13 protein-coding genes and 2 rRNA genes are annotated in these 20,094 nt (G+C 64.5%); 2 read left to right on the top strand and 13 right to left on the bottom strand.

Features of this window, described 5'->3' with window-relative positions:
• Positions 1-83: 83 nt before the first annotated feature.
• From ACZ9J7_RS14795 to ACZ9J7_RS14775, 5 genes are all read right to left on the bottom strand, one after another.
• Positions 84-3,212 (bottom strand): 23S ribosomal RNA (locus ACZ9J7_RS14795).
• A 480-nt stretch (positions 3,213-3,692) separates the two neighbouring features.
• A 16S ribosomal RNA gene (locus tag ACZ9J7_RS14790) occupies positions 3,693-5,216 on the bottom strand.
• Together the 16S and 23S rRNA genes form the textbook arrangement of a ribosomal RNA operon.
• A 503-nt stretch (positions 5,217-5,719) precedes the next feature.
• On the bottom strand, positions 5,720-7,033 hold the full coding sequence (tyrS, locus tag ACZ9J7_RS14785) for a tyrosine--tRNA ligase (protein ID WP_476210440.1): 1,314 nt from the start codon (positions 7,031-7,033) through the stop codon (positions 5,720-5,722).
• Positions 7,034-7,067: 34 nt separating this feature from the next.
• Positions 7,068-9,296, bottom strand: coding sequence for a HelD family protein (locus ACZ9J7_RS14780; RefSeq protein ID WP_476210438.1), 2,229 nt, complete (start codon positions 9,294-9,296; stop codon positions 7,068-7,070).
• Positions 9,297-9,359: 63 nt separating this feature from the next.
• A complete protein-coding gene (locus ACZ9J7_RS14775) occupies positions 9,360-10,028 on the bottom strand; it encodes a DNA-3-methyladenine glycosylase (protein WP_476210436.1) in 669 nt (222 codons plus the stop codon).
• Between the two features lie 125 nt (positions 10,029-10,153).
• Here ACZ9J7_RS14775 and ACZ9J7_RS14770 point away from each other — a divergent pair, with 125 nt between their 5' ends.
• Both ACZ9J7_RS14770 and ACZ9J7_RS14765 read left to right on the top strand, forming a co-directional pair.
• Positions 10,154-11,632 carry an AlkA N-terminal domain-containing protein gene (locus ACZ9J7_RS14770; RefSeq protein WP_476210434.1) on the top strand — a complete coding sequence of 493 codons (1,479 nt, stop codon included), beginning with the start codon at positions 10,154-10,156 and terminating at the stop codon, positions 11,630-11,632.
• The gene (locus ACZ9J7_RS14765) at positions 11,629-12,123 is read left to right on the top strand and encodes a methylated-DNA--[protein]-cysteine S-methyltransferase (protein ID WP_476210432.1); all 495 of its coding nucleotides are present in this window, start codon (positions 11,629-11,631) and stop codon (positions 12,121-12,123) included. Before ACZ9J7_RS14770 ends, ACZ9J7_RS14765 begins: the two co-directional genes overlap by 4 nt.
• Before the next feature lie 21 nt (positions 12,124-12,144).
• On the opposite strand, the gene ACZ9J7_RS14760 is transcribed toward ACZ9J7_RS14765, so the two are convergent.
• From ACZ9J7_RS14760 to argB, 8 genes are all read right to left on the bottom strand, one after another.
• A complete protein-coding gene (locus ACZ9J7_RS14760) occupies positions 12,145-12,882 on the bottom strand; it encodes a maleylpyruvate isomerase family mycothiol-dependent enzyme (RefSeq protein ID WP_476210431.1) in 738 nt (245 codons plus the stop codon).
• Positions 12,883-12,903: 21 nt separating this feature from the next.
• Complete coding sequence (locus ACZ9J7_RS14755) at positions 12,904-13,452, bottom strand: pyridoxine/pyridoxamine 5'-phosphate oxidase (protein WP_476210430.1); 549 nt, start codon at positions 13,450-13,452, stop codon at positions 12,904-12,906.
• Positions 13,453-13,527: 75 nt separating this feature from the next.
• Positions 13,528-14,961, bottom strand: a complete 1,434-nt coding sequence (gene argH, locus ACZ9J7_RS14750) for an argininosuccinate lyase (RefSeq protein ID WP_476210429.1) — start codon at positions 14,959-14,961, stop codon at positions 13,528-13,530.
• An 86-nt stretch (positions 14,962-15,047) separates the two neighbouring features.
• Positions 15,048-16,253 carry an argininosuccinate synthase gene (locus ACZ9J7_RS14745; RefSeq protein WP_175319496.1) on the bottom strand — a complete coding sequence of 402 codons (1,206 nt, stop codon included), beginning with the start codon at positions 16,251-16,253 and terminating at the stop codon, positions 15,048-15,050.
• Between the two features lie 45 nt (positions 16,254-16,298).
• Positions 16,299-16,829 carry an arginine repressor gene (locus tag ACZ9J7_RS14740; protein ID WP_476210427.1) on the bottom strand — a complete coding sequence of 177 codons (531 nt, stop codon included), beginning with the start codon at positions 16,827-16,829 and terminating at the stop codon, positions 16,299-16,301.
• On the bottom strand, positions 16,829-17,830 hold the full coding sequence (argF, locus tag ACZ9J7_RS14735) for an ornithine carbamoyltransferase (RefSeq protein ID WP_476210425.1): 1,002 nt from the start codon (positions 17,828-17,830) through the stop codon (positions 16,829-16,831). The genes ACZ9J7_RS14740 and argF overlap by 1 nt, the downstream gene beginning before the upstream one ends.
• The gene (locus tag ACZ9J7_RS14730; protein WP_476210424.1) at positions 17,827-19,122 is read right to left on the bottom strand and encodes an acetylornithine transaminase; all 1,296 of its coding nucleotides are present in this window, start codon (positions 19,120-19,122) and stop codon (positions 17,827-17,829) included. The genes argF and ACZ9J7_RS14730 overlap by 4 nt, the downstream gene beginning before the upstream one ends.
• Positions 19,119-20,078 carry an acetylglutamate kinase gene (argB, locus tag ACZ9J7_RS14725; protein ID WP_476210422.1) on the bottom strand — a complete coding sequence of 320 codons (960 nt, stop codon included), beginning with the start codon at positions 20,076-20,078 and terminating at the stop codon, positions 19,119-19,121. Before argB ends, ACZ9J7_RS14730 begins: the two co-directional genes overlap by 4 nt.
• Positions 20,079-20,094: the final 16 nt, after the last annotated feature.

The raw sequence follows: 20,094 nt of genomic DNA, 5'->3' as shown, positions 1-20,094 counted from the left end.
TGTTGGTTCCTGCCGTGCCCCGTGTGTTGACGGGGTTGTTGGTTGGGAACCACATAGTGGACGCAAGCAGAATGTTTTTCTGTGTGGTGTAAGTTGTTGGCCTATTAGTACCGGTCAGCTTCACGAGTCGTTAGTCCTCGCTTCCACATCCGGCCTATCAACCCAGTGGTCTGGCTGGGGGCCTCTCACACATAAATGTGTATGGAAATCTCATCTTGAAGCGAGCTTCCCGCTTAGATGCTTTCAGCGGTTATCCCATCCGAACGTAGCTAATCAGCGGTGCACTTGGCAGTACAACTGACACACCAGAGGTTCGTCCGTCCCGGTCCTCTCGTACTAAGGACAGCCCTTCTCAAATTTCCTGCGCGCGCAGCGGATAGGGACCGAACTGTCTCACGACGTTCTAAACCCAGCTCGCGTACCGCTTTAATGGGCGAACAGCCCAACCCTTGGGACCTACTCCAGCCCCAGGATGCGACGAGCCGACATCGAGGTGCCAAACCATGCCGTCGATATGGACTCTTGGGCAAGATCAGCCTGTTATCCCCGAGGTACCTTTTATCCGTTGAGCGACGGCCATTCCACAATGTACCGCCGGATCACTAGTCCCGACTTTCGTCCCTGCTCGAGATGTCTCTCTCACAGTCAAGCTCCCTTGTGCACTTACACTCGACACCTGATTGCCAACCAGGCTGAGGGAACCTTTGGGCGCCTCCGTTACTTTTTAGGAGGCAACCGCCCCAGTTAAACTACCCATCAGGCACTGTCCCTGACCCGGATTACGGGCCGAAGTTAGATGTCCAAAGTGACCAGAGTGGTATTTCAACGATGACTCCACCCGAACTGGCGTCCGGGCTTCAACGTCTCCCACCTATCCTACACAAGCCACTCCGAACACCAATACCAAACTATAGTAAAGGTCTCGGGGTCTTTCCGTCCTGCTGCGCGTAACGAGCATCTTTACTCGTACTGCAATTTCGCCGAGTTTATGGTTGAGACAGCGGGGAAGTCGTTACTCCATTCGTGCAGGTCGGAACTTACCCGACAAGGAATTTCGCTACCTTAGGATGGTTATAGTTACCACCGCCGTTTACTGGGGCTTAAATTCTCAGCTTCGCCGTGAGGCTAACCGGTCCTCTTAACCTTCCAGCACCGGGCAGGAGTCAGTCCGTATACATCGTCTTGCGACTTCGCACGGACCTGTGTTTTTAGTAAACAGTCGCTTCCCCCTGGTCTCTGCGGCCCCGATCCCCTCCCGGACGCGTAGTCCGTTCAAGGTTGGGGCCCCCCTTCTCCCGAAGTTACGGGGGCATTTTGCCGAGTTCCTTAACCATAATTCTCTCGATCGCCTTAGTATTCTCTACCTGATCACCTGTGTCGGTTTGGGGTACGGGCGGCTAAAACCTCGCGTCGATGCTTTTCTCGGCAGCATAGGATCACCAAATCCCCCCAAACGGGGGTCCCATCAGATCTCAGGCACCATGAGTGGCGGATTTGCCTACCACTCGCCCTACATCCTTAGACCGGGACAACCATCGCCCGGCTCGGCTACCTTCCTGCGTCACACCTGTTAATACGCTTGCCTCCCAGGATCAGGTCCCGCGCTCCACCAAAACCCTTCACCCACAAGGGGTGTCGGGCAGGTCTCGGGCGGTTAGTATCCCCTGTTCAACATGGACGGTTTTTCGCCGGTACGGGAATATCAACCCGTTGTCCATCGACTACGCCTGTCGGCCTCGCCTTAGGTCCCGACTTACCCAGGGCAGATTAGCTTGACCCTGGAACCCTTGATCATTCGGCGGACGGGTTTCTCACCCGTCTTTCGCTACTCATGCCTGCATTCTCACTCGTGTAGGCTCCACCACTGGTTTACACCGCAGCTTCACTGCCCACACGACGCTCCCCTACCCATCCACACTCCTGAACCACGAAGGCTAGGAACATATGTGAATGCCACAACTTCGGCGGTGTACTTGAGCCCCGCTACATTGTCGGCGCGGAATCACTTGACCAGTGAGCTATTACGCACTCTTTTAAGGGTGGCTGCTTCTAAGCCAACCTCCTGGTTGTCTGGGCAACTCCACATCCTTTCCCACTTAGCACACGCTTAGGGGCCTTAGTTGGTGGTCTGGGCTGTTTCCCTCTCGACTATGAAGCTTATCCCCCACAGTCTCACTGCTGCGCTCTCACTTACCGGCATTCGGAGTTTGGCTGACGTCAGTAACCTTGTAGGGCCCATTAGCCATCCAGTAGCTCTACCTCCAGCAAGAAACACGCAACGCTGCACCTAAATGCATTTCGGGGAGAACCAGCTATCACGAAGTTTGATTGGCCTTTCACCCCTACCCACAGCTCATCCCCTCCATTTTCAACTGAAGTGGGTTCGGTCCTCCACGACGTCTTACCGTCGCTTCAACCTGGCCATGGGTAGATCACTTCGCTTCGGGTCTAGATCACGCCACTCACACGCCCTATTCAGACTCGCTTTCGCTACGGCTGCCCCACACGGGTTAACCTCGCGACGTAACACTAACTCGCAGGCTCATTCTTCAAAAGGCACGCCGTCACCAGAATCAGACTGGCTCCGACGGATTGTAAGCACACGGTTTCAGGTACTGTTTCACTCCCCTCCCGGGGTACTTTTCACCTTTCCCTCACGGTACTGGTCCGCTATCGGTCATTAGGGAGTATTTAGGCTTATCAGGTGGTCCTGACAGATTCGCACGGGATTTCTCGGGCCCCGTACTACTTGGGATACTCTCACAGGCGGTACAAACACATTACGGTTACGGGACTAACACCCTCTCTGGCCGGCCTTTCAAAACCGTTCACCTATGCGCGCACATCACACCCCACCAGCCCGGCAGAACTGGTATGGAAAGTCCCACAACCCCGACCATGCAACGCCCGCCGGCTATCACACATGGAACGGTTTAGCCTGATCCGCGTTCGCTCGCCACTACTAACGGAATCACTATTGTTTTCTCTTCCTGCGGGTACTGAGATGTTTCACTTCCCCGCGTTCCCCCCACGCACCCTATGTGTTCAGGTACGGGTCACCAAGTCACTCGCGCGCTTGGCGGGGTTTCCCCATTCGGACACCCTGGGATCACAGTCCGGTTATCGACTCCCCCAGGCTTATCGCAGATTCCTACGTCCTTCTTCGGCTCCTAATGCCAAGGCATCCACCGTGTGCTCTTAAAAACTTGACCACAAAGATCAAAAACAAAAAACACTCGAGAGAACCACAGAAACTGCCCCGCACACCCAAAAGGCACACGAACCAGATCCAGGTTCATATTCTTGGAAATTGCTTCTTATACAAGATGCTCGCGTCCACTATGTAGTTCTCAAACAACAACCCCACACCACACACCCCACACACAAAACGCGCGCAGACCGTCATGACAGGGAAACCAGAAACAAACAAACCCGGGACCTAAACCCCGGCCCTGTTGCCTCAGGACCCAACAGTGTGCCAAACACTACCCGGAACACCAGACCACACAACGTTCCTGAACCCCCGAAGGAATCCGTACTGATCAATGGTCCGTGCCACCAGGCACCTATTTGTTGATATTCCACCCATGAGCACCCGCCGCAGGACAATCGCCTGCGCAACGGGCTTGCTTCCTGACAACACCACCACACAAACCATGCGGCTTGGCGGGGTTGTTGTAGGTGCTCCTTAGAAAGGAGGTGATCCAGCCGCACCTTCCGGTACGGCTACCTTGTTACGACTTAGTCCCAATCGCCAGTCCCACCTTCGACAGCTCCCTCCCACAAGGGGTTAGGCCACCGGCTTCGGGTGTTACCAACTTTCGTGACTTGACGGGCGGTGTGTACAAGGCCCGGGAACGTATTCACCGCAGCGTTGCTGATCTGCGATTACTAGCGACTCCGACTTCATGGGGTCGAGTTGCAGACCCCAATCCGAACTGAGACCGGCTTTTTGGGATTAGCTCCACCTCACAGTATCGCAACCCTTTGTACCGGCCATTGTAGCATGCGTGAAGCCCAAGACATAAGGGGCATGATGATTTGACGTCGTCCCCACCTTCCTCCGAGTTGACCCCGGCAGTCTCCTATGAGTCCCCACCATCACGTGCTGGCAACATAGAACGAGGGTTGCGCTCGTTGCGGGACTTAACCCAACATCTCACGACACGAGCTGACGACAACCATGCACCACCTGTAAACCGACCACAAGTGGGGGACCTGTTTCCAGATCTTTCCGGTTCATGTCAAGCCTTGGTAAGGTTCTTCGCGTTGCATCGAATTAATCCGCATGCTCCGCCGCTTGTGCGGGCCCCCGTCAATTCCTTTGAGTTTTAGCCTTGCGGCCGTACTCCCCAGGCGGGGCACTTAATGCGTTAGCTACGGCGCGGAAAACGTGGAATGTCCCCCACACCTAGTGCCCAACGTTTACGGCATGGACTACCAGGGTATCTAATCCTGTTCGCTCCCCATGCTTTCGCTCCTCAGCGTCAGTTAATGCCCAGAGACCTGCCTTCGCCATCGGTGTTCCTCCTGATATCTGCGCATTTCACCGCTACACCAGGAATTCCAGTCTCCCCTACATCACTCTAGTCTGCCCGTACCCACCGCAGATCCGGAGTTGAGCCCCGGACTTTCACGGCAGACGCGACAAACCGCCTACGAGCTCTTTACGCCCAATAATTCCGGATAACGCTTGCGCCCTACGTATTACCGCGGCTGCTGGCACGTAGTTAGCCGGCGCTTCTTCTGCAGGTACCGTCACCTTGCGGCTTCTTCCCTACTGAAAGAGGTTTACAACCCGAAGGCCGTCATCCCTCACGCGGCGTCGCTGCATCAGGCTTGCGCCCATTGTGCAATATTCCCCACTGCTGCCTCCCGTAGGAGTCTGGGCCGTGTCTCAGTCCCAGTGTGGCCGGTCACCCTCTCAGGCCGGCTACCCGTCGTCGCCTTGGTAGGCCATTACCCCACCAACAAGCTGATAGGCCGCGAGTCCATCCAAAACCACAAAAGCTTTCCACCAACCACCATGCGATGGAAGGTCATATCCGGTATTAGACCCAGTTTCCCAGGCTTATCCCAGAGTCAAGGGCAGGTTACTCACGTGTTACTCACCCGTTCGCCACTAATCCACCCACAAGTGGGCATCATCGTTCGACTTGCATGTGTTAAGCACGCCGCCAGCGTTCATCCTGAGCCAGGATCAAACTCTCCGTTGAAGTAAAACAGACACAACCAAAACCACCGGAAATAACGGCGCCAAAGGCTGCACAAAATTTGAAACCAGCTAAAAACACCAAACCACACCACAGGGGCGGCACGATTCGGCACAATCAACCAATTACATACATAATCGGTATCAACAAACTTGGCACACTATTGAGTTCTCAAACAACAGACACATTCGAATATTCCCGAAAGTAATTCAAAAGAGAATTTCTTTTCCGTATTTCTTCGCTGCGATGTTTTTATCTTATTTCATTCATATTCGCTTTTGCAAATCCGGTTGTTTTCCCGGAATTCACTCTGCGGAATGAATCCGCCCAGCAGAATGGGAAGCATTCTTCGTTCCATGCACCGCATGGCCGAGAATTGCTTCTCAATATCAGTTGGGGGTTTGTCACCACTCAGCGGCGGCGACTCAGAAAACAATACACGCCCCTCCGTGGCCGCGCAAATCGGCCGCCGAGGGGCGTGCAGGTGGTAGGTTTCGCTCCCCCGGTTACGGGACCAGTACCTCGACGGTGGCAAGGTTCTTCTTGCCCCTGCGCAGGAGCAGGTACTGGCCGTGCAGGAGCTCCGATTCGGAGATCACAGCTTCAGGATCCGAGACTTTCTCGTTGTTCACGTAGGCTCCGCCTTCGCCCACTGTCCGGCGCGCGGCGGACTTGCTCTCGGAAAGGCCGGACGCCACCAGCAGGTCGACAATCCCCATCTCATCCACCTGGACTGTGGTGGAAGGAAGCTCGGATGTTGCAGCCTGCAGCGTTGCCTTGTCCAGCGCGGCCAAGTCGCCGTTGCCAAACAGTGCGGCCGACGCGGCGATGACCTTTTCGGTGGCGTCGACGCCGTGCACCAGGGAGGTCACTTCGAAGGCAAGCTTCCGCTGCCCTTCCCGGGCGAACGGACGCTCGGCCACCGACACTGCGATCTCTTCGATCTCGGCGCGCGTCAGGAACGTGAACACCTTGAGCCGGTCCACCACGTCCGCGTCCGCGGTGTTAAGCCAGAACTGGTAGAACGCGTATGGGCTGCACATGCCGGCGTCGAGCCAGATGGCGTTGCCCTCGCTCTTGCCGAACTTGGTTCCGTCCGAGTTGGTGATGAGCGGTGTTCCCAGGGCATGGACGCTCTTGCCCTCCACCTTGCGGATCAGTTCGGTACCGCTGGTGAGGTTGCCCCACTGGTCCGAGCCGCCGGTCTGCAGTACGCAGCCGTAATCGCGGTAGAGCTGCAGGTAGTCCATCGCCTGCAGGATCTGGTAGCTGAACTCGGTGTAGCTGATGCCTTCATCCGAGTTCAGCCGTGACGCGACGGCGTCCTTGCGCAGCATGGTGCCCACCCGGAAGTGCTTTCCCACCTCACGCAGGAAGTCGATGGCGCTCAGCGGCGCCGTCCAGTCCAGGTTGTTCACCATCCTGGCTGCGTTGTCCCCCTCGAAGCTGAGGAAGCGCTGAACCTGGGCCTGCAGGTAGCCAACCCATTCCGCCACGGTGTCCTTGGTGTTCAAGGTGCGTTCCGCCGTCGGACGCGGGTCCCCGATCATGCCGGTGGACCCTCCCACCAGGCCGAGGGGCTTATGCCCTGCCAGCTGAAGCCGCCGCATGACCAGGAGCTGGACCAGGTTGCCCAGGTGCAGGCTGGGCGCAGTGGGGTCGAAGCCGCAATAGTACGTGACCGGCCCGTTGGCGAGGAGCTTTTCGAGCTCCCCTTCATCGGTGGAGACATGGACCAGCCCACGCCACTTCAGTTCCTGCCAAATGTTGGCGAAAGTGGGGTCGTTGCGCTGCGGTTCGAGGTTGTTCAGTTCTGGCACGCTTCCTAAGTTAGCAGTAACGCCGATTGCCCCGTCAGCCGGCAATACCGGCGGGGACCGGTTGCGCCGCGATCAGCCGCAGCCGCTGCGTGGCGCGGGTCATGGCGACGTACAGGTCCCCCACTTTGCCGTGTTCGTGGTTCAGCATCACTGAAGGTTCCAGGACCACGACGCCGTCGAACTCCAGGCCCTTTGCCTCGCGCGGGCTGATGACCACGATGTCCTGCTCGTAGCTGCCGGCCCCGGTGCCGATCCTGCGCCCGTACACGGCGCGCAGGGCAGCCGATGCCTGGGGCAGGAGGTCACCGTCGGCAATCACGGCGAGCAGACCGCCGTCGAGCGCTGCAAGCTCCTCCGGGAGGACCTCCACCAGCCGCTCCACCACGGCGCCTGCGGACACTTCGTCGATGATGGGGTCCCAGCTGCCCTCGCGGACGGCCTTGGGCGCGGACACCACCAAGCCGGCGGCGTTGGCCATCCTGACGGCGGCCTCCGCGATCTGCGAGGGCGTGCGGTAGTTGACGGTCAGTTCCTCCAACTGCCACCGGTCACCGAACATCGGGGCCAGCGCGCCCTGCCAGGAATTGGCGCCGGCCACGGAACTGGTCTGGGCGATGTCGCCCACGATCGTGAAGGACTTCAGCGGGCACCGGCGCACCAAAAGCCGCCACTGCATGGGGGAAAGCTCCTGGGCTTCATCCACCACGATGTGCCCGAAGGCCCAGGTGCGGTCGCTCGTTGCGCGTTCGGCCGCCGTTTGCCGGGCTTCCTGCTCCCGGTTCTGCTCCGCCAGCTCCTCTGCGGACATGAGCGGATCCACCCCGGCGGCTTCCATGTTGACCAGGGTCTGCTTTGCGTTGGCGAGATCCCGGGCACGGTCGTGCTCCTGCTGCGCCAGCCCGCGGCCTGCGGCGGGATCCAGCTCCCCAAGCAGTTCGGCGGCCTCATCCAGCAGCGGGACGTCGGACTCGGTCCACGGCGCATCGGCCGGACGCTGCAGCAGCGCCCGCTCGGCAGGGGTCAGGTGCGGGGTGCAGAACTCCAGCACCTCCGGCTTGCTGAAGAGGTCGGAGATGAGCTTCTCCGGCGTCATGGGCATCCAGCACAGGTTCAGGGCGATCCGCACGTCCCGGGCGGTCCGGACGTCCTCGGCCAGGTAGGAGCGGTCTGCGTTGTTGCCGATGTTTCCGGCCTCGACGAGCTCGGTCATCTGCTCGGTCAGTTCGCGCAGCAGAATCTTCACGAACGTCACGCGGGCCTCGTTGTACGGCTTTCCGGTGGCGCGGGCGCGCTCCCGCGCGCGGCGCACCTGCCGGGGCGTAAGGGTCAGCTTGCGACCGTCCACCTCGAGGATCCGGTTCTGGGCGGGGACGCGCATGCGGTTGGAGACGGCGTTGGCCACGATGGCGGCCATGTCCAGCCGCCCCTTGATGGCGGCGACGTCGGCGTCTGTTTCGGGCACGGCGTGGATGCCGGGCATCAGGCGGCCCAGGCTGGCCATGACCACGCCGGTCTCCCCCAGGGAGGGCAGCACCCGTTCGATGTACTTCATGAACGACGACGACGGCCCCACCAGCAGCACGCCGGCACTCTTGAGCCGGTCACGGTGGGTATAGAGCAGGTAGGCGGCGCGGTGCAGGGCCACAGCGGTCTTGCCCGTGCCGGGTCCGCCCTGGACCACGACGGCGCCGGAGATGGAGGAGCGGATAATCCGGTCCTGCTCCGACTGGATGGTGCTGACGATGTCCGACATGCGGCCGGTCCGCTTGGAGTTCAGCGCGGCCAGCAGGGCACCTTCGCCCTGGAGCGATTCGTCGTCGGTGAGCATCCCGGCGTCCAGGACATCGTCCTCGATGGCCTTGACCTCCCGTCCCTGCAGGATCAGGTGCCGGCGGCGGCGGACGCCCTGCCGGTCAAAGGCCGTGGCCTGGTAAAAGTGCCCGGCCTCAGGGGCACGCCAGTCCACCATGAGCCGCTGGAGGTCTTCGGTGGTGAGGCCGATGCGGCCGATGTACTGCGCTTCGCCGGAGTCCAGGTCCAGGCGGCCAAAGACCAGCCGGTCATCCACCGCATCCAGCTGCGCCAGGCGGTCCTCATACAGTGCGGCAAACGCGTCACGTTCCGAAACGTTCTGCATGGTGCCCACGGCTCCGGCACGGCGGACCTGCGCCAGCTGGCCGCGCTTCTCCTCCCGGAGTTCCTCCAACCGGGCATACAGGCCGGCTACATACTCCCGTTCGTGGGCCAATTCGGCGTCGTGCATTAACGTTCCCCTATCGCGAAAGACAGACCGTCCATTCTACAACCATTTCCGTTAACGCCGGTGTTACCCGGGCGGCGCACCGGCGGCATTCCGGTTCCTCGGTTTTGCCGCCTTGTACTTCGAGACCGTGGGGTCACCGGTGAGCCAGAACCGCCAGGCGTAGTCCGCCGAACCTCCGGCACCGGCCACCCCCACCCGGGGACCGGAACTGACCGGGCCGCCGGGGACGGACGGAAGCTCCAGCCCAAAGGGGGGAGCCAGCGCGTCCCGGCCGCTGTCCGCCGTCGTCAGTCCTAACGCCTTGGCAAGCCGGGCCGGGCCGCTGGCCAGGTCCGCGGGACTTTTCGACGTCGGACGGCGACGCCGGGCAAGTTCCAGCCCGTCCACGATCTCCCCCGCCCGCAGCAGCAGCGCTGACGCGACGCCCGGCGGACCGCAGACGATGTTGGTGCAGTGGTGCATCCCGTAGGTGAAGTAGACGTAGAGGTTCCCGGGCGGGCCGAACATGGGGGCGTTGCGCGGTGTCGGGCCACGGTAAGTGTGCGATCCGGGGTCCGGGTGCAAAGAGTCCTCCGGCCCCAGGTAGGCCTCAACCTCCGTGAGCCGGACGGACACGGCACCGTCGCGGGACTCGTGGGTGAGCACTGCTCCGAGCACCTTTGGTGCGAGTTCCCGGGCGTCGGCGGACAGGAAATCCCGTAGTTGTTCCGTCGCCCCAGCGCTGTGGTTCATTGCTTGACCTTACCCGGATGCTGCGGTCTTCATCCGCCGGAAAAAGGTCCGGGGTGGTTTTGCCCGCCAACGGCCATGTCCGATTTCCGCTAGTAGCAGTAGCCGGCGGCTGGCAGGATGGATACATGGACTTCTGGCAGCGCTACCGGGCAATCGATGCCCGGGATACCCGCTTCGACGGCCAGTTCTTTACGGCCGTCCGCACCACGGGGATTTACTGCCGCCCCTCCTGCCCGGCCCGGACACCGAAGGCCTCCAACGTGACGTTCTACGAGACGTCCGCCGCGGCGCATGAGGCAGGCTACCGCGCCTGCAAGCGCTGCCTGCCGGAGGCGGTCCCCGGCACCCCGGCCTGGAACGTGCGGCAGGACATCGCTGGGCGCGCGATGCGCCTGATCAACGATGGCGTGGTCAACCGCGACGGCGTGGCGGGCCTGGCCGCCCGGCTGGGGTATTCGCCGCGCCAACTGAACCGGATCCTGGGCCAGGAACTGGGTGCCGGTCCCCTGTCATTGGCCCGCGCCGCCAGGGCCCAGACGGCCCGCACCCTCCTGGTTTCAACGTCCATGAAGCTCGCCGACGTCGCGTTCGCGGCCGGCTTCAGCAGTGTCAGGCAGTTCAACGAAACCATCGCCGAGGTGTTCGATATGACCCCCACGGCGCTCAGGAGGACCGTCCGCCATCCGGTGAACGGCGGCGGGGCCACGGCCCTGACCCTGGACCTGCCCTACCGGCCACCCTTCGACCCCGGCATCTTCTCCTTCCTGGCGGTCCGCGCCATCCCGGGGATCGAGGAGGGCACGTCAACCTCCTACGCCCGGACGCTGCGGCTCCCCCACGGCGACGCGCGGTTCCGGGTGGAGTACGACGCCGGCACCCGGGAACGGCCCCTGACCCTCACCATCGGCGCCGTGGACCTGCGCGACCTTCCGGCGCTGCTCAGCCGCGTCCGCCGGCTGTTCGACCTCGATGCAGACCCTGAAGCGATCGACGGCACCCTTGCCGCCGATCCCCGGCTTGCCGGCTCCGTTGCCTCCGCACCGGGGATGCGCCTGCCGGGCGCCGTTGATCCGCAGGAGCTGCTGGTGCGGGCCATGGTGGGCCAGCAGATCACGGTGGCAGCCGCCAGGACTGCCCTGACCCAGCTGTCCGCCGCGGGCAGGCCCAGCAGTGCGCCCGGCGACGGCCTGGACCGGATGTTCCCCACGCCAGCGGAAATCGCGGCCGCCGGACACCTGCTCCGCGGCCCGCGGCGCAGGACCGAATCGCTGCTGCACGCCGCATCGGCAATGGCCGGCGGCCGTCTGGACTTCGGCTACGGCGACGACCTCCCCAGACTCACCGCCGCACTTTTGCCGCTCCCCGGCGTCGGGCCCTGGACCGTGGGATACACCGCCATGCGGGTCCTCGGCGCCCCGGACATCTTCCTTGCCAACGACGCCGCCGTGCGGAACGGGATCCGCGCCCTCGATAATGGGACCAGCGCCCAGAACCCGGACTTCCGGGAGGCCAGCCCGTGGCGCTCCTACGGCACCATGCACCTCTGGCGCGCTGCCGCCCGGCCCGCCACAAGAACCACCATTCCCGCGAAAGGGACGCCATGAAAGCCCAACTGCTTCAGCTGTCGACGCCGGACGGTCCGTTTACCGTCCTCGCCCAGGACGGCGTGGTCCTTGCGTCCGGCTGGACGGCGGGGCTGCCGGAATTGACCGGCCAGGTCCATCCCGCGCTGCGGCCCGATGCTGTGGAAGAGGTAACGGACCTTGGCGGGATCTCAGCCGCCGTGGAGGCCTTCTACGCCGGTGACCCCGCCCCGGCCATGGCAGTGCCGGTCCGCCAGCAGTCCGGACCGTTCCGGGCCCACGCCTGGGATGTGCTGCGGCAGGTCAAGCCGGGCTCACCCGTTACGTACTCGGAGTACGCCGCCCTGGCGGGGAATCCCCGCGCCGTGCGGGCCGCCGCCAGCGCCTGCGCGTTCAACGCCGCTGCCCTGTTTGTGCCATGCCACCGGGTCATCAGGACCGATGGCTCATTGGGCGGTTTCCGCTGGGGCCTGCGCATCAAGGAGAGCCTGCTGGCCCGCGAGGCCGCCTGACCACTCACTCCCCGCGAATGGCTACTTGGGGTCCGGCATCGCCGACGGCCAGGGCATCAGGCCGGGAAGATCGGTGCCGTCCCCGGCGGCCGTGGCCCGCAGGCTGTCCAGCGACGGCTGCCGGCCTGCGAGCCACGCGGCAATGTCCGTCACCATACCGCTGACGACGACGGTGCTGCCGCCGGTTCCGAGGGTCAGCGGCGGAAGTGCCACGGGCTGCAGGACCAGCCGGGTTTCCGCCGGCACGCGGGCGGCGAGGAAGTCGAAGAGGTGGGAGCAGAATGCCCTGTTCCAGGTCTCGGGTCCCGCGCCGGTGTCCAGGTCCGCGGTGTGGATGACCAGCTCGCGCCAGAGCGCCAAACCGGCGTCGAAGATCACGCCGTCGCGGAAGGCGATGCGCGTCTGCCATTCGTCCTCCCCCAGCGCATCGAAGGCCGCCAGTGCCCGCTGCACCGCGGCCGCAACGTCCTTCCGGTGCTCCTCCAGGCTGTGGCCGGCGGCAAGCTCGATGGCCCGGTTGCGGCCGTCTACGCCGCCGTCGTACAGCTCTACCGTCCTGCCGGACCGCCCGTATTCCACCTGGCGGGCCAGCGCACTGCAGATTCCGGCGATGTGGGCCAGGAGGTGGCCGCGGCTCCAGCCGGGAAGGGTGGAGGGAGCCCTTTCGCCGCCGGCGGGAATCCGGTCCACCGCAGCCGTCAGGGCGTCCGCGGCTTTATGCAGTTCAGCGGGGAGGTCGGCAGGAGAAGGTGAGGTCATGCGGCCAGCCTAGCCGAGCAGTCAGTCCAGCGGGCTTCCGTCCGGCCCGACACGGTGGCGGACGTGCCGGCGGTCGTTGCTGGCCTGCCAGAACTCGATTTCGGCCGGCTGGAGGGCGTAGAGCTGCCAGTCAGGGTTGTCGCTGCCGTCGGCCCGGGGCCGCTCGTGCCAGTCGACGGCGGAGGCCTCGGCGGACAGTTCGGTCACCGCTCCCACCACCCTGACCTGCCGGCCCAGGGCCGGCCAGTAGAAGTTCATCGCGGCGCGTGGTGACCCCGTCAGTTCGCGGCCCTTGCGGGAGGTGCGGGATGTGGCGAAGTGCCAGCCGTCGTCGTCAATGTTCTTCAGGATGAGCATCCGCGAGGACGGCTGCCGGGCGCCATCGGTGGCTTCCCCGACCGTGGCGAGGCTGAACGCGTGCGGCTGCTGCTCCCCCGCGTCCAGCGCCTCGTCCAGCCACTGCTTGAAGAGCAGAGCCGGGTCCTGCGGGGCGTTGTCCGGGTCGAAGCCGGGCAGGTCGGAGGGAAAGTCGGGCAGGGTGCGAAGGAACTTGCGGAAGGTTTCGCTCATGGCCCCAGCCTAGCCACAGACAGTTTCGACAAGCTCAACCACCGGCGGTGGTTGAGCTTGTCGAAACCAAGCCAACTACCCGGCGTACTCCCGCACGCCGTCAAGCTCGCCTTCCAGCGCTGCGAGCTGGCGTTCGACGGCGGCCGGTGCCGTGCCGCCCTGGGAGTTGCGGCTGTTGAGCGACCCCTCCGTGGACAGCACGGTGCGGACCTCGGGGGTGAGGTGCTCCGAGATGGCGGCGTACTCTTCGTCCGTCAGGTCCCACAGCTCAACGCCGCGGGACTCGGCCTGTTTGACGGCGGCACCGGACAGCTCGTGGGCCTCGCGGAACGGCACGCCCTGGCGGACCAGCCATTCGGCGATGTCCGTGGCCAGCGCGAAGCCCTGCGGGGCCAGCGATTCCATCCGCTCCGTGTTGAACCTCAGGGTGGCGATCATGCCGGACACGGCAGGGAGCAGCAGCTCCAGCGTGTCGGCGGCGTCAAACACCGGCTCCTTGTCCTCCTGCAGGTCGCGGTTGTACGCGAGCGGCAGCCCCTTGAGCGTGGCCAGCAGCCCGGTCAGGTTGCCGATCAGGCGCCCCGCCTTGCCGCGGGCCAGCTCGGCGACGTCCGGGTTCTTCTTCTGCGGCATGATCGATGACCCCGTGGAGTACGAATCATCCAGCGTGACGAAGGAGAACTCCTTGGTGGCCCAGAAGATGACTTCCTCGGAGATCCGGGAGAGGTCCACGCCGATCATCGAGCAGACCCACGCGAACTCGGCGAAGACGTCGCGGGAGGCGGTGCCGTCGATCGAGTTATGCACAGCGGAGAAGAAACCGAGGTCCGCTGCCACCGCTTCCGGGTCCAGGCCCAGCGAAGAACCGGCCAGTGCGCCGGAACCGTATGGCGAAACCCCTGCCCGCTTGTCCCAGTCCTGGAGCCGCTGCACGTCGCGCAGCAAAGCCCAGGCGTGGGCCAGGAGATGGTGGCTGAGCAGGACGGGCTGGGCGTGCTGCAGGTGGGTGCGGCCGGGCATGGCGACACCGTGGTGCGCCTTGGCCTGCTCCACGAGCGCGTCCACCGTAGCCAGGACACCGCGGGCGATGATGCGGGCGTGGTCGCGCAGGAACATCCGGCCCAGGGTTGCCACCTGGTCGTTGCGGGACCGGCCGGCGCGGAGCTTGCCGCCCAGCTGGGCACCGGCACGCTCGATCAGGCCGCGTTCCAGCGAACCGTGCACGTCCTCATCCGACTCTGCCGGCAGGTAGGCGCCGGACGCCACGTCCTCGTCCAGCTGCGTCAACGCCGCGAGCATGCCTTCCAGCTCCGCACCGTCCAGCAGGCCGGCCTTGTGCAGCACGCGGGCGTGCGCCTTGGAGCCGGCGATGTCGTAGCGGGCCAGCCGCCAGTCGAAGTGCGTGGACTTGCTCAGCGCCGCGAGGGCGTCCGCGGGGCCGCCGGCGAACCGGCCGCCCCACAGGGCACCTGTATTTGTGGCTTCGGTTTTTTGGGTTTCGCTCCCCACCCGCTCCCCTACCTCGCTAGCTCGGCCGGGGACCCCTGCGGATGTGGCCCCATGCTCGACCGATGAATGCTCTCCGGTCACGAAACTTACTTCCCTGCGACGCGGATGTCGCGGCCGGAGGCGACCTTGGCGGACATGCCCCACAGCTCGATGAAGCCCTTGGCCTGTGACTGGTCGAAGGTGTCACCGGTGTCGTAGGTGGCCAGCGAGAAGTCGTACAGCGAGGTGTCGGAGCGGCGGCCGTTGACGATGGCCTGGCCACCGTGCAGGGTCATGCGGATGTCGCCGGAGACGTACTTCTGGGTGTCCTCGATGAAGGCGTCCAGGGAACGCTTCAGCGGGGAGAACCACTGGCCGTCGTAGACAAGCTCGGACCAGCGCTGGCCAACGGTGGCCTTGAAGCGGGCCTGCTCGCGCTCGATGGTGATGTCCTCGAGGTGCTTGTGCGCGGTGATCAGCGCCATCGCGCCCGGGGCCTCGTAGATCTCGCGGGACTTGATGCCCACCAGGCGGTCCTCGACGACGTCGATGCGGCCGACGCCCTGGGCACCGGCGCGGCGGTTCAGTTCCTTGATGGCCTGCAGCGGGGTGACCTTGACGCCGTCGATCGCGACGGGCACGCCGGCTTCGAAGGAGATGGTGACCTCATCCGGTGCCGGCGGGAACTCCGGGGTGGCGGTGTAGTCGTAGATGTCCTTGGTGGGGGCGTTCCAGATGTCCTCGAGGTAGCCGGTTTCGACGGCGCGTCCCCAGACGTTCTGGTCGATGGAGTACGGGTTCTTCTTGGTGGTCTCGATGGGCAGTCCCTTTTCCTCGGCGAAGGCGATGGCCTTGTCGCGGGTCAGGGCGAGGTCGCGGACCGGTGCGATGCACTTCAGGTCCGGGCCCAGGGTCTGGATGCCCACTTCGAAGCGGACCTGGTCGTTGCCCTTGCCGGTGCAGCCGTGCGCCACGGTGGTGGCGCCGAATTCCCGGGCAGCCTTGACCAGGTGCTTGACGATGACCGGGCGGGAGATGGCGGACACCAGCGGGTAGTGGCCCTGGTAGAGGGCGTTGGCCTTCAGCGTGGGGACGCAGTATTCGTTGGCGAACTCGTCCGAGGCGTCGGCGACGTAGGCCTCGACGGCGCCGCAGCCCAGGGCGCGCTGGCGGATGGTTTCCAGCGATTCGCCGCCCTGTCCGACGTCGACCGCCACGGCGATGACCTCGGCACCGGTGGCTTCACCGATCCAGCCGATGGCGACGGACGTGTCCAGGCCGCCGGAGTAGGCCAGCACAATGCGTTCAGTCACTTTAAATGCTCCTTGTTGGGGTTGGATGATGATTTGTCTTCAAGCTTATTGCCCGGCGTCCTCTGCGAGCTGCAGGAAACGGGCGGCGAGGTCCGGGCCGCCCAGCGGGTCGCGGGAGACCAGCAGGACGGTATCGTCTCCGGCGATGGTGCCCAGGATGGACGGCATCACCGAATGGTCGATGGCCAGGGCCAGGAAGTTCGCCGCGCCGGGCGGTGTCCGGAGCACGGCGATGTTGGCGGACGCTTCGGCGGTCACCAGCAGTTCGCTGCACAGCCGCGCGAGCCGGGCGTCCAGGATCTCCTGGGTGACGCCGCTCCTGGCGGCCCGTTCCCCGCCCTCGCCGGGGACGGCGTACACCAGGACACCTTCCTTGCCGCGGACACGGACGGCACCCAGTTCCACGAGGTCCCGGGACAGGGTCGCCTGCGTGACCTGGACGCCCTCGCCCGCCAGCAGTGCCGCGAGTTCCGCCTGGGAACGCACGGACTGCCCGGTCAGGATGGCGGTGATGCGCGCCTGCCGGGCGGTCTTGGTGGCCGGGCTGGTGCCCGCGGAGGACGGCTGGGCGGACACTAGAACGTGCTCTCTCCGGTGCCTTCGACCGGAGCGAGTCCGTCAACGAAAGCCAGGCCGGAGCGGTGCATCAGCCAGGCCATCAGGGCTTTCTGGGCGTGGAGGCGGTTTTCGGCTTCGTCCCAGACGATGGACTGCGGGCCGTCGATGACGTCGGCGGAGATCTCGTAGCCGCGGTAGGCGGGCAGGCAGTGGAGCACGACGGCGTCATCCGCAGCGAGTGCCATGGCTTCCGAGTCCACGGAGTAGTCCCGGAACAACTGCATCCGGGCTTCCTTTTCGGCTTCCTGGCCCATGGACACCCAGGTATCGGTGGCCACGACGTCTGCGCCCTGCAGCGCTTCCTTGGCGTCGGTGGTGATGAGCACGGAGCCGCCGGTTTCGGCCGCACGCTCCCGGGCTGCCGTGACAATGTCCTCCGCCGGCAGGTAGCCCTCCGGCCCTGCGATGCGGACGTGCATGCCGGCGGTGACCCCGGCCAGGAGGTAGGAGTTGGCCATGTTGTTGGCGGCATCTCCGAGGTAGCTCATGGTGAGCCCCTTGAGGGAGCCCTTGTGTTCCTTGACGGCGAGCAGGTCGGCCAGGAGCTGGCATGGGTGGTAGTCGTCGCACAGGGCGTTGATGACCGGGACCTTCGAATTTTCGGCCATGGCCACCAGGCCTGCGTGGGCGCCGGTGCGCCACACGATGGTGGAGACCATGCGCTCGAGGACCTTGGCGGTGTCCTCCACGGATTCCTTGTGCCCGATCTGTGCTTCGCCGGGGTTGATGATCAGGGCGTTGCCGCCCATGTCGGCCACGCCGGTGGCGAACGAGACGCGGGTCCGGGTGGAGGTCTTGTCGAAGATCACGGCCACGGTCTTGCGGCCACTGCCTTCCGCGGCGTAGGGCTGGACGCTGTAGGGGGCTGCCTTCATGCGGGCAGCGAGGTCCAGCACCTCTGCCTGCTCGGCGGGGCTGAGGTCGGTGTCCTTGAGGAAGTGCCGGGTTGCGGTGGTCACTGGGCGTCCTTTGCTGCTTGGAGGATTGCCGGGAAAGCGGAGAGGAAGGTATCGGCCTGCGCTGTGGTGAGGATCAGCGGGGGTGCCAGGCGGATGGTGCGCGGGCCCGGGCTGTTGACGATGAATCCGGCGTCGAGGCCGGCCTGCACCACGGCCGGGGCGACGTCGGCGTCCAGGTCGAAACCAATCAGCAGCCCTTCGCCGCGGACTTCGGTGACGCCGGGGATGGCCGCCAGCGCGGAGCGCAGGTGCTCCCCCACTGCCGCGGCGTTGGCCAGCACGTTCTGGCTTTCCAGGGCATGGAGGGTGGCCAGCGCCGCCGCGGTGGCCACGGGGTTTCCACCAAAAGTGGTGCCGTGCTGGCCCGCCGACAGCAGCGACGACGCCTGCTCGCCAAAAGTGATCATGGCACCGATGGGGAAGCCTCCGCCCAGCCCCTTGGCCAGGGTGATGGCGTCGGGAACGACGCCTGCGTCCTCGCTGGCAAACCACTTGCCGGTCCGGCCGATGCCCGTCTGGACCTCGTCCAGGATGAGCAGGGCGCCTACCTTGCTGGTGGCTTCCCGCGCCGCCTTCAGGTAGCCCGGCGGCAGCGGACGGACGCCGGCCTCGCCCTGGATGGGCTCCAGGAACACGGCTGCCACGGTGTCGTCAACGGCTGCCTCCAAGGCGGCGATGTCACCGAACGGAATGTGCACCACGCCCCCGGGCAGCGGCTCGAACGGTGCGCGGTAGGCTTCCTTGGCAGTGAGCGCCAGCGCGCCCATGGTCCGGCCGTGGAAGGCTCCTTCGAGGGCGATGATCCTGGTCCGCTTCACCGAACCGTCGCCGGTGTTGCGGCGGGCCAGCTTGAAGGCGGCCTCGTTCGCTTCGGTGCCGGAGTTGCTGAAGAACACCTTGGAACCGGCCGGCGCGTGGGCCAGTTCCAGGAGTTTCTCGGCCAGCGCCACCTGGGTGGGGCTGGTGAAGAAGTTGGAGACGTGGCCCAGCGTGGCCAACTGGCTGGCGATGACCGAGGTCACGAACGGGTGGGCGTGGCCCAGGGCGTTGACGGCGATGCCGCCCAGGAGGTCCAGGTATTCTTTGCCGTCGGCGTCCCACACGAGGCAGCCGGCGCCTCGGACCAGGACCCTCTGGGGCGTGCCGAACACGTTCATCAGCGAGCTGGAGTAGCGGGACAGCCACTCTGAGCCGGCGTGGCCCTGGGTTTCGACAAGCTCAACCACCGGACTCTTCTGCCCAACCGTTGGGCTCTCCTGCTCAACCACCGGGGTGTGCTGACTCTCGTTCATCCGTTGATCTCCTCGTCCGGGACTACCTGGGTGCCGATGCCCGCCGTCGTAAATGTTTCAAGAAGCATGGAGTGGGCCAGGCGCCCGTCCACGATGTGTGCCCGCTCCACGCCTTCATCGACGGCCTTGAGGCAGGCGGCCATCTTGGGGATCATGCCCGACTCAAGCTTCGGGAGCATCTTCCGCAATTCCGACGCCGTGAGGGACGAGATCAGGGAGGATTTGTCCGGCCAGTTGGCGTAGAGGCCTTCGACGTCGGTCAGGATCACCAGCTTGGAGGCACCAAGGGCCGAGGCCACGGCGGCCGCTGCGGTGTCGGCGTTGACGTTCAGGACCTGGCCGGTGGGCTGGAACCGCGCGGCTCCCGCCACGCCTTCGCCGCCGTCGACAATTTCCGGTGCCACCGTGGAAATCACGGGGATGCGGCCCGCGGCGAGGATGTCCATGATGCCTGCGGGGTCGACGCCGACCACCTCGCCCACCAGCCCCAGGTCCACTTCTTCGCCGTCCACCACGGTCCCGGTGCGGACGGCGCGGAGCAGCCCGCCGTCTTCGCCGGACATGCCGACGGCGTAGGGCCCGTGGGAGTTGATCAGGCCCACGAGTTCGCGGCCCACCTGGCCGGTGAGGACCATGCGGACCACGTCCATCGCCTCAGGGGTGGTGACCCGCAGGCCGCCCTTGAATTCGGATTCGATGCCCAGCCGGCCCAGCATGGCGTTGATCTGCGGGCCGCCGCCATGGACCACCACGGGGTGGATGCCCACGTGGTGCAGGAAGACGATGTCCTCGGCGAAGGCACGCCGGAGTTCGTCGTTGACCATGGCGTTTCCGCCGTATTTGATCACCATGGTGGTGCCGGCGAACCGCTGGATCCAGGGCAGGGCCTCGATCAGGGTTTCTGCCTTGTCCTGGGCGGCGGACATGCTGGTGGTTTCACGCGTCTGGGTGTTCATGGTGTCACTTTCCACA

Source organism: Pseudarthrobacter sp. TE9888, assembly GCF_056279345.1.
This window is presented reverse-complemented; position numbering and strand designations above follow the sequence as displayed.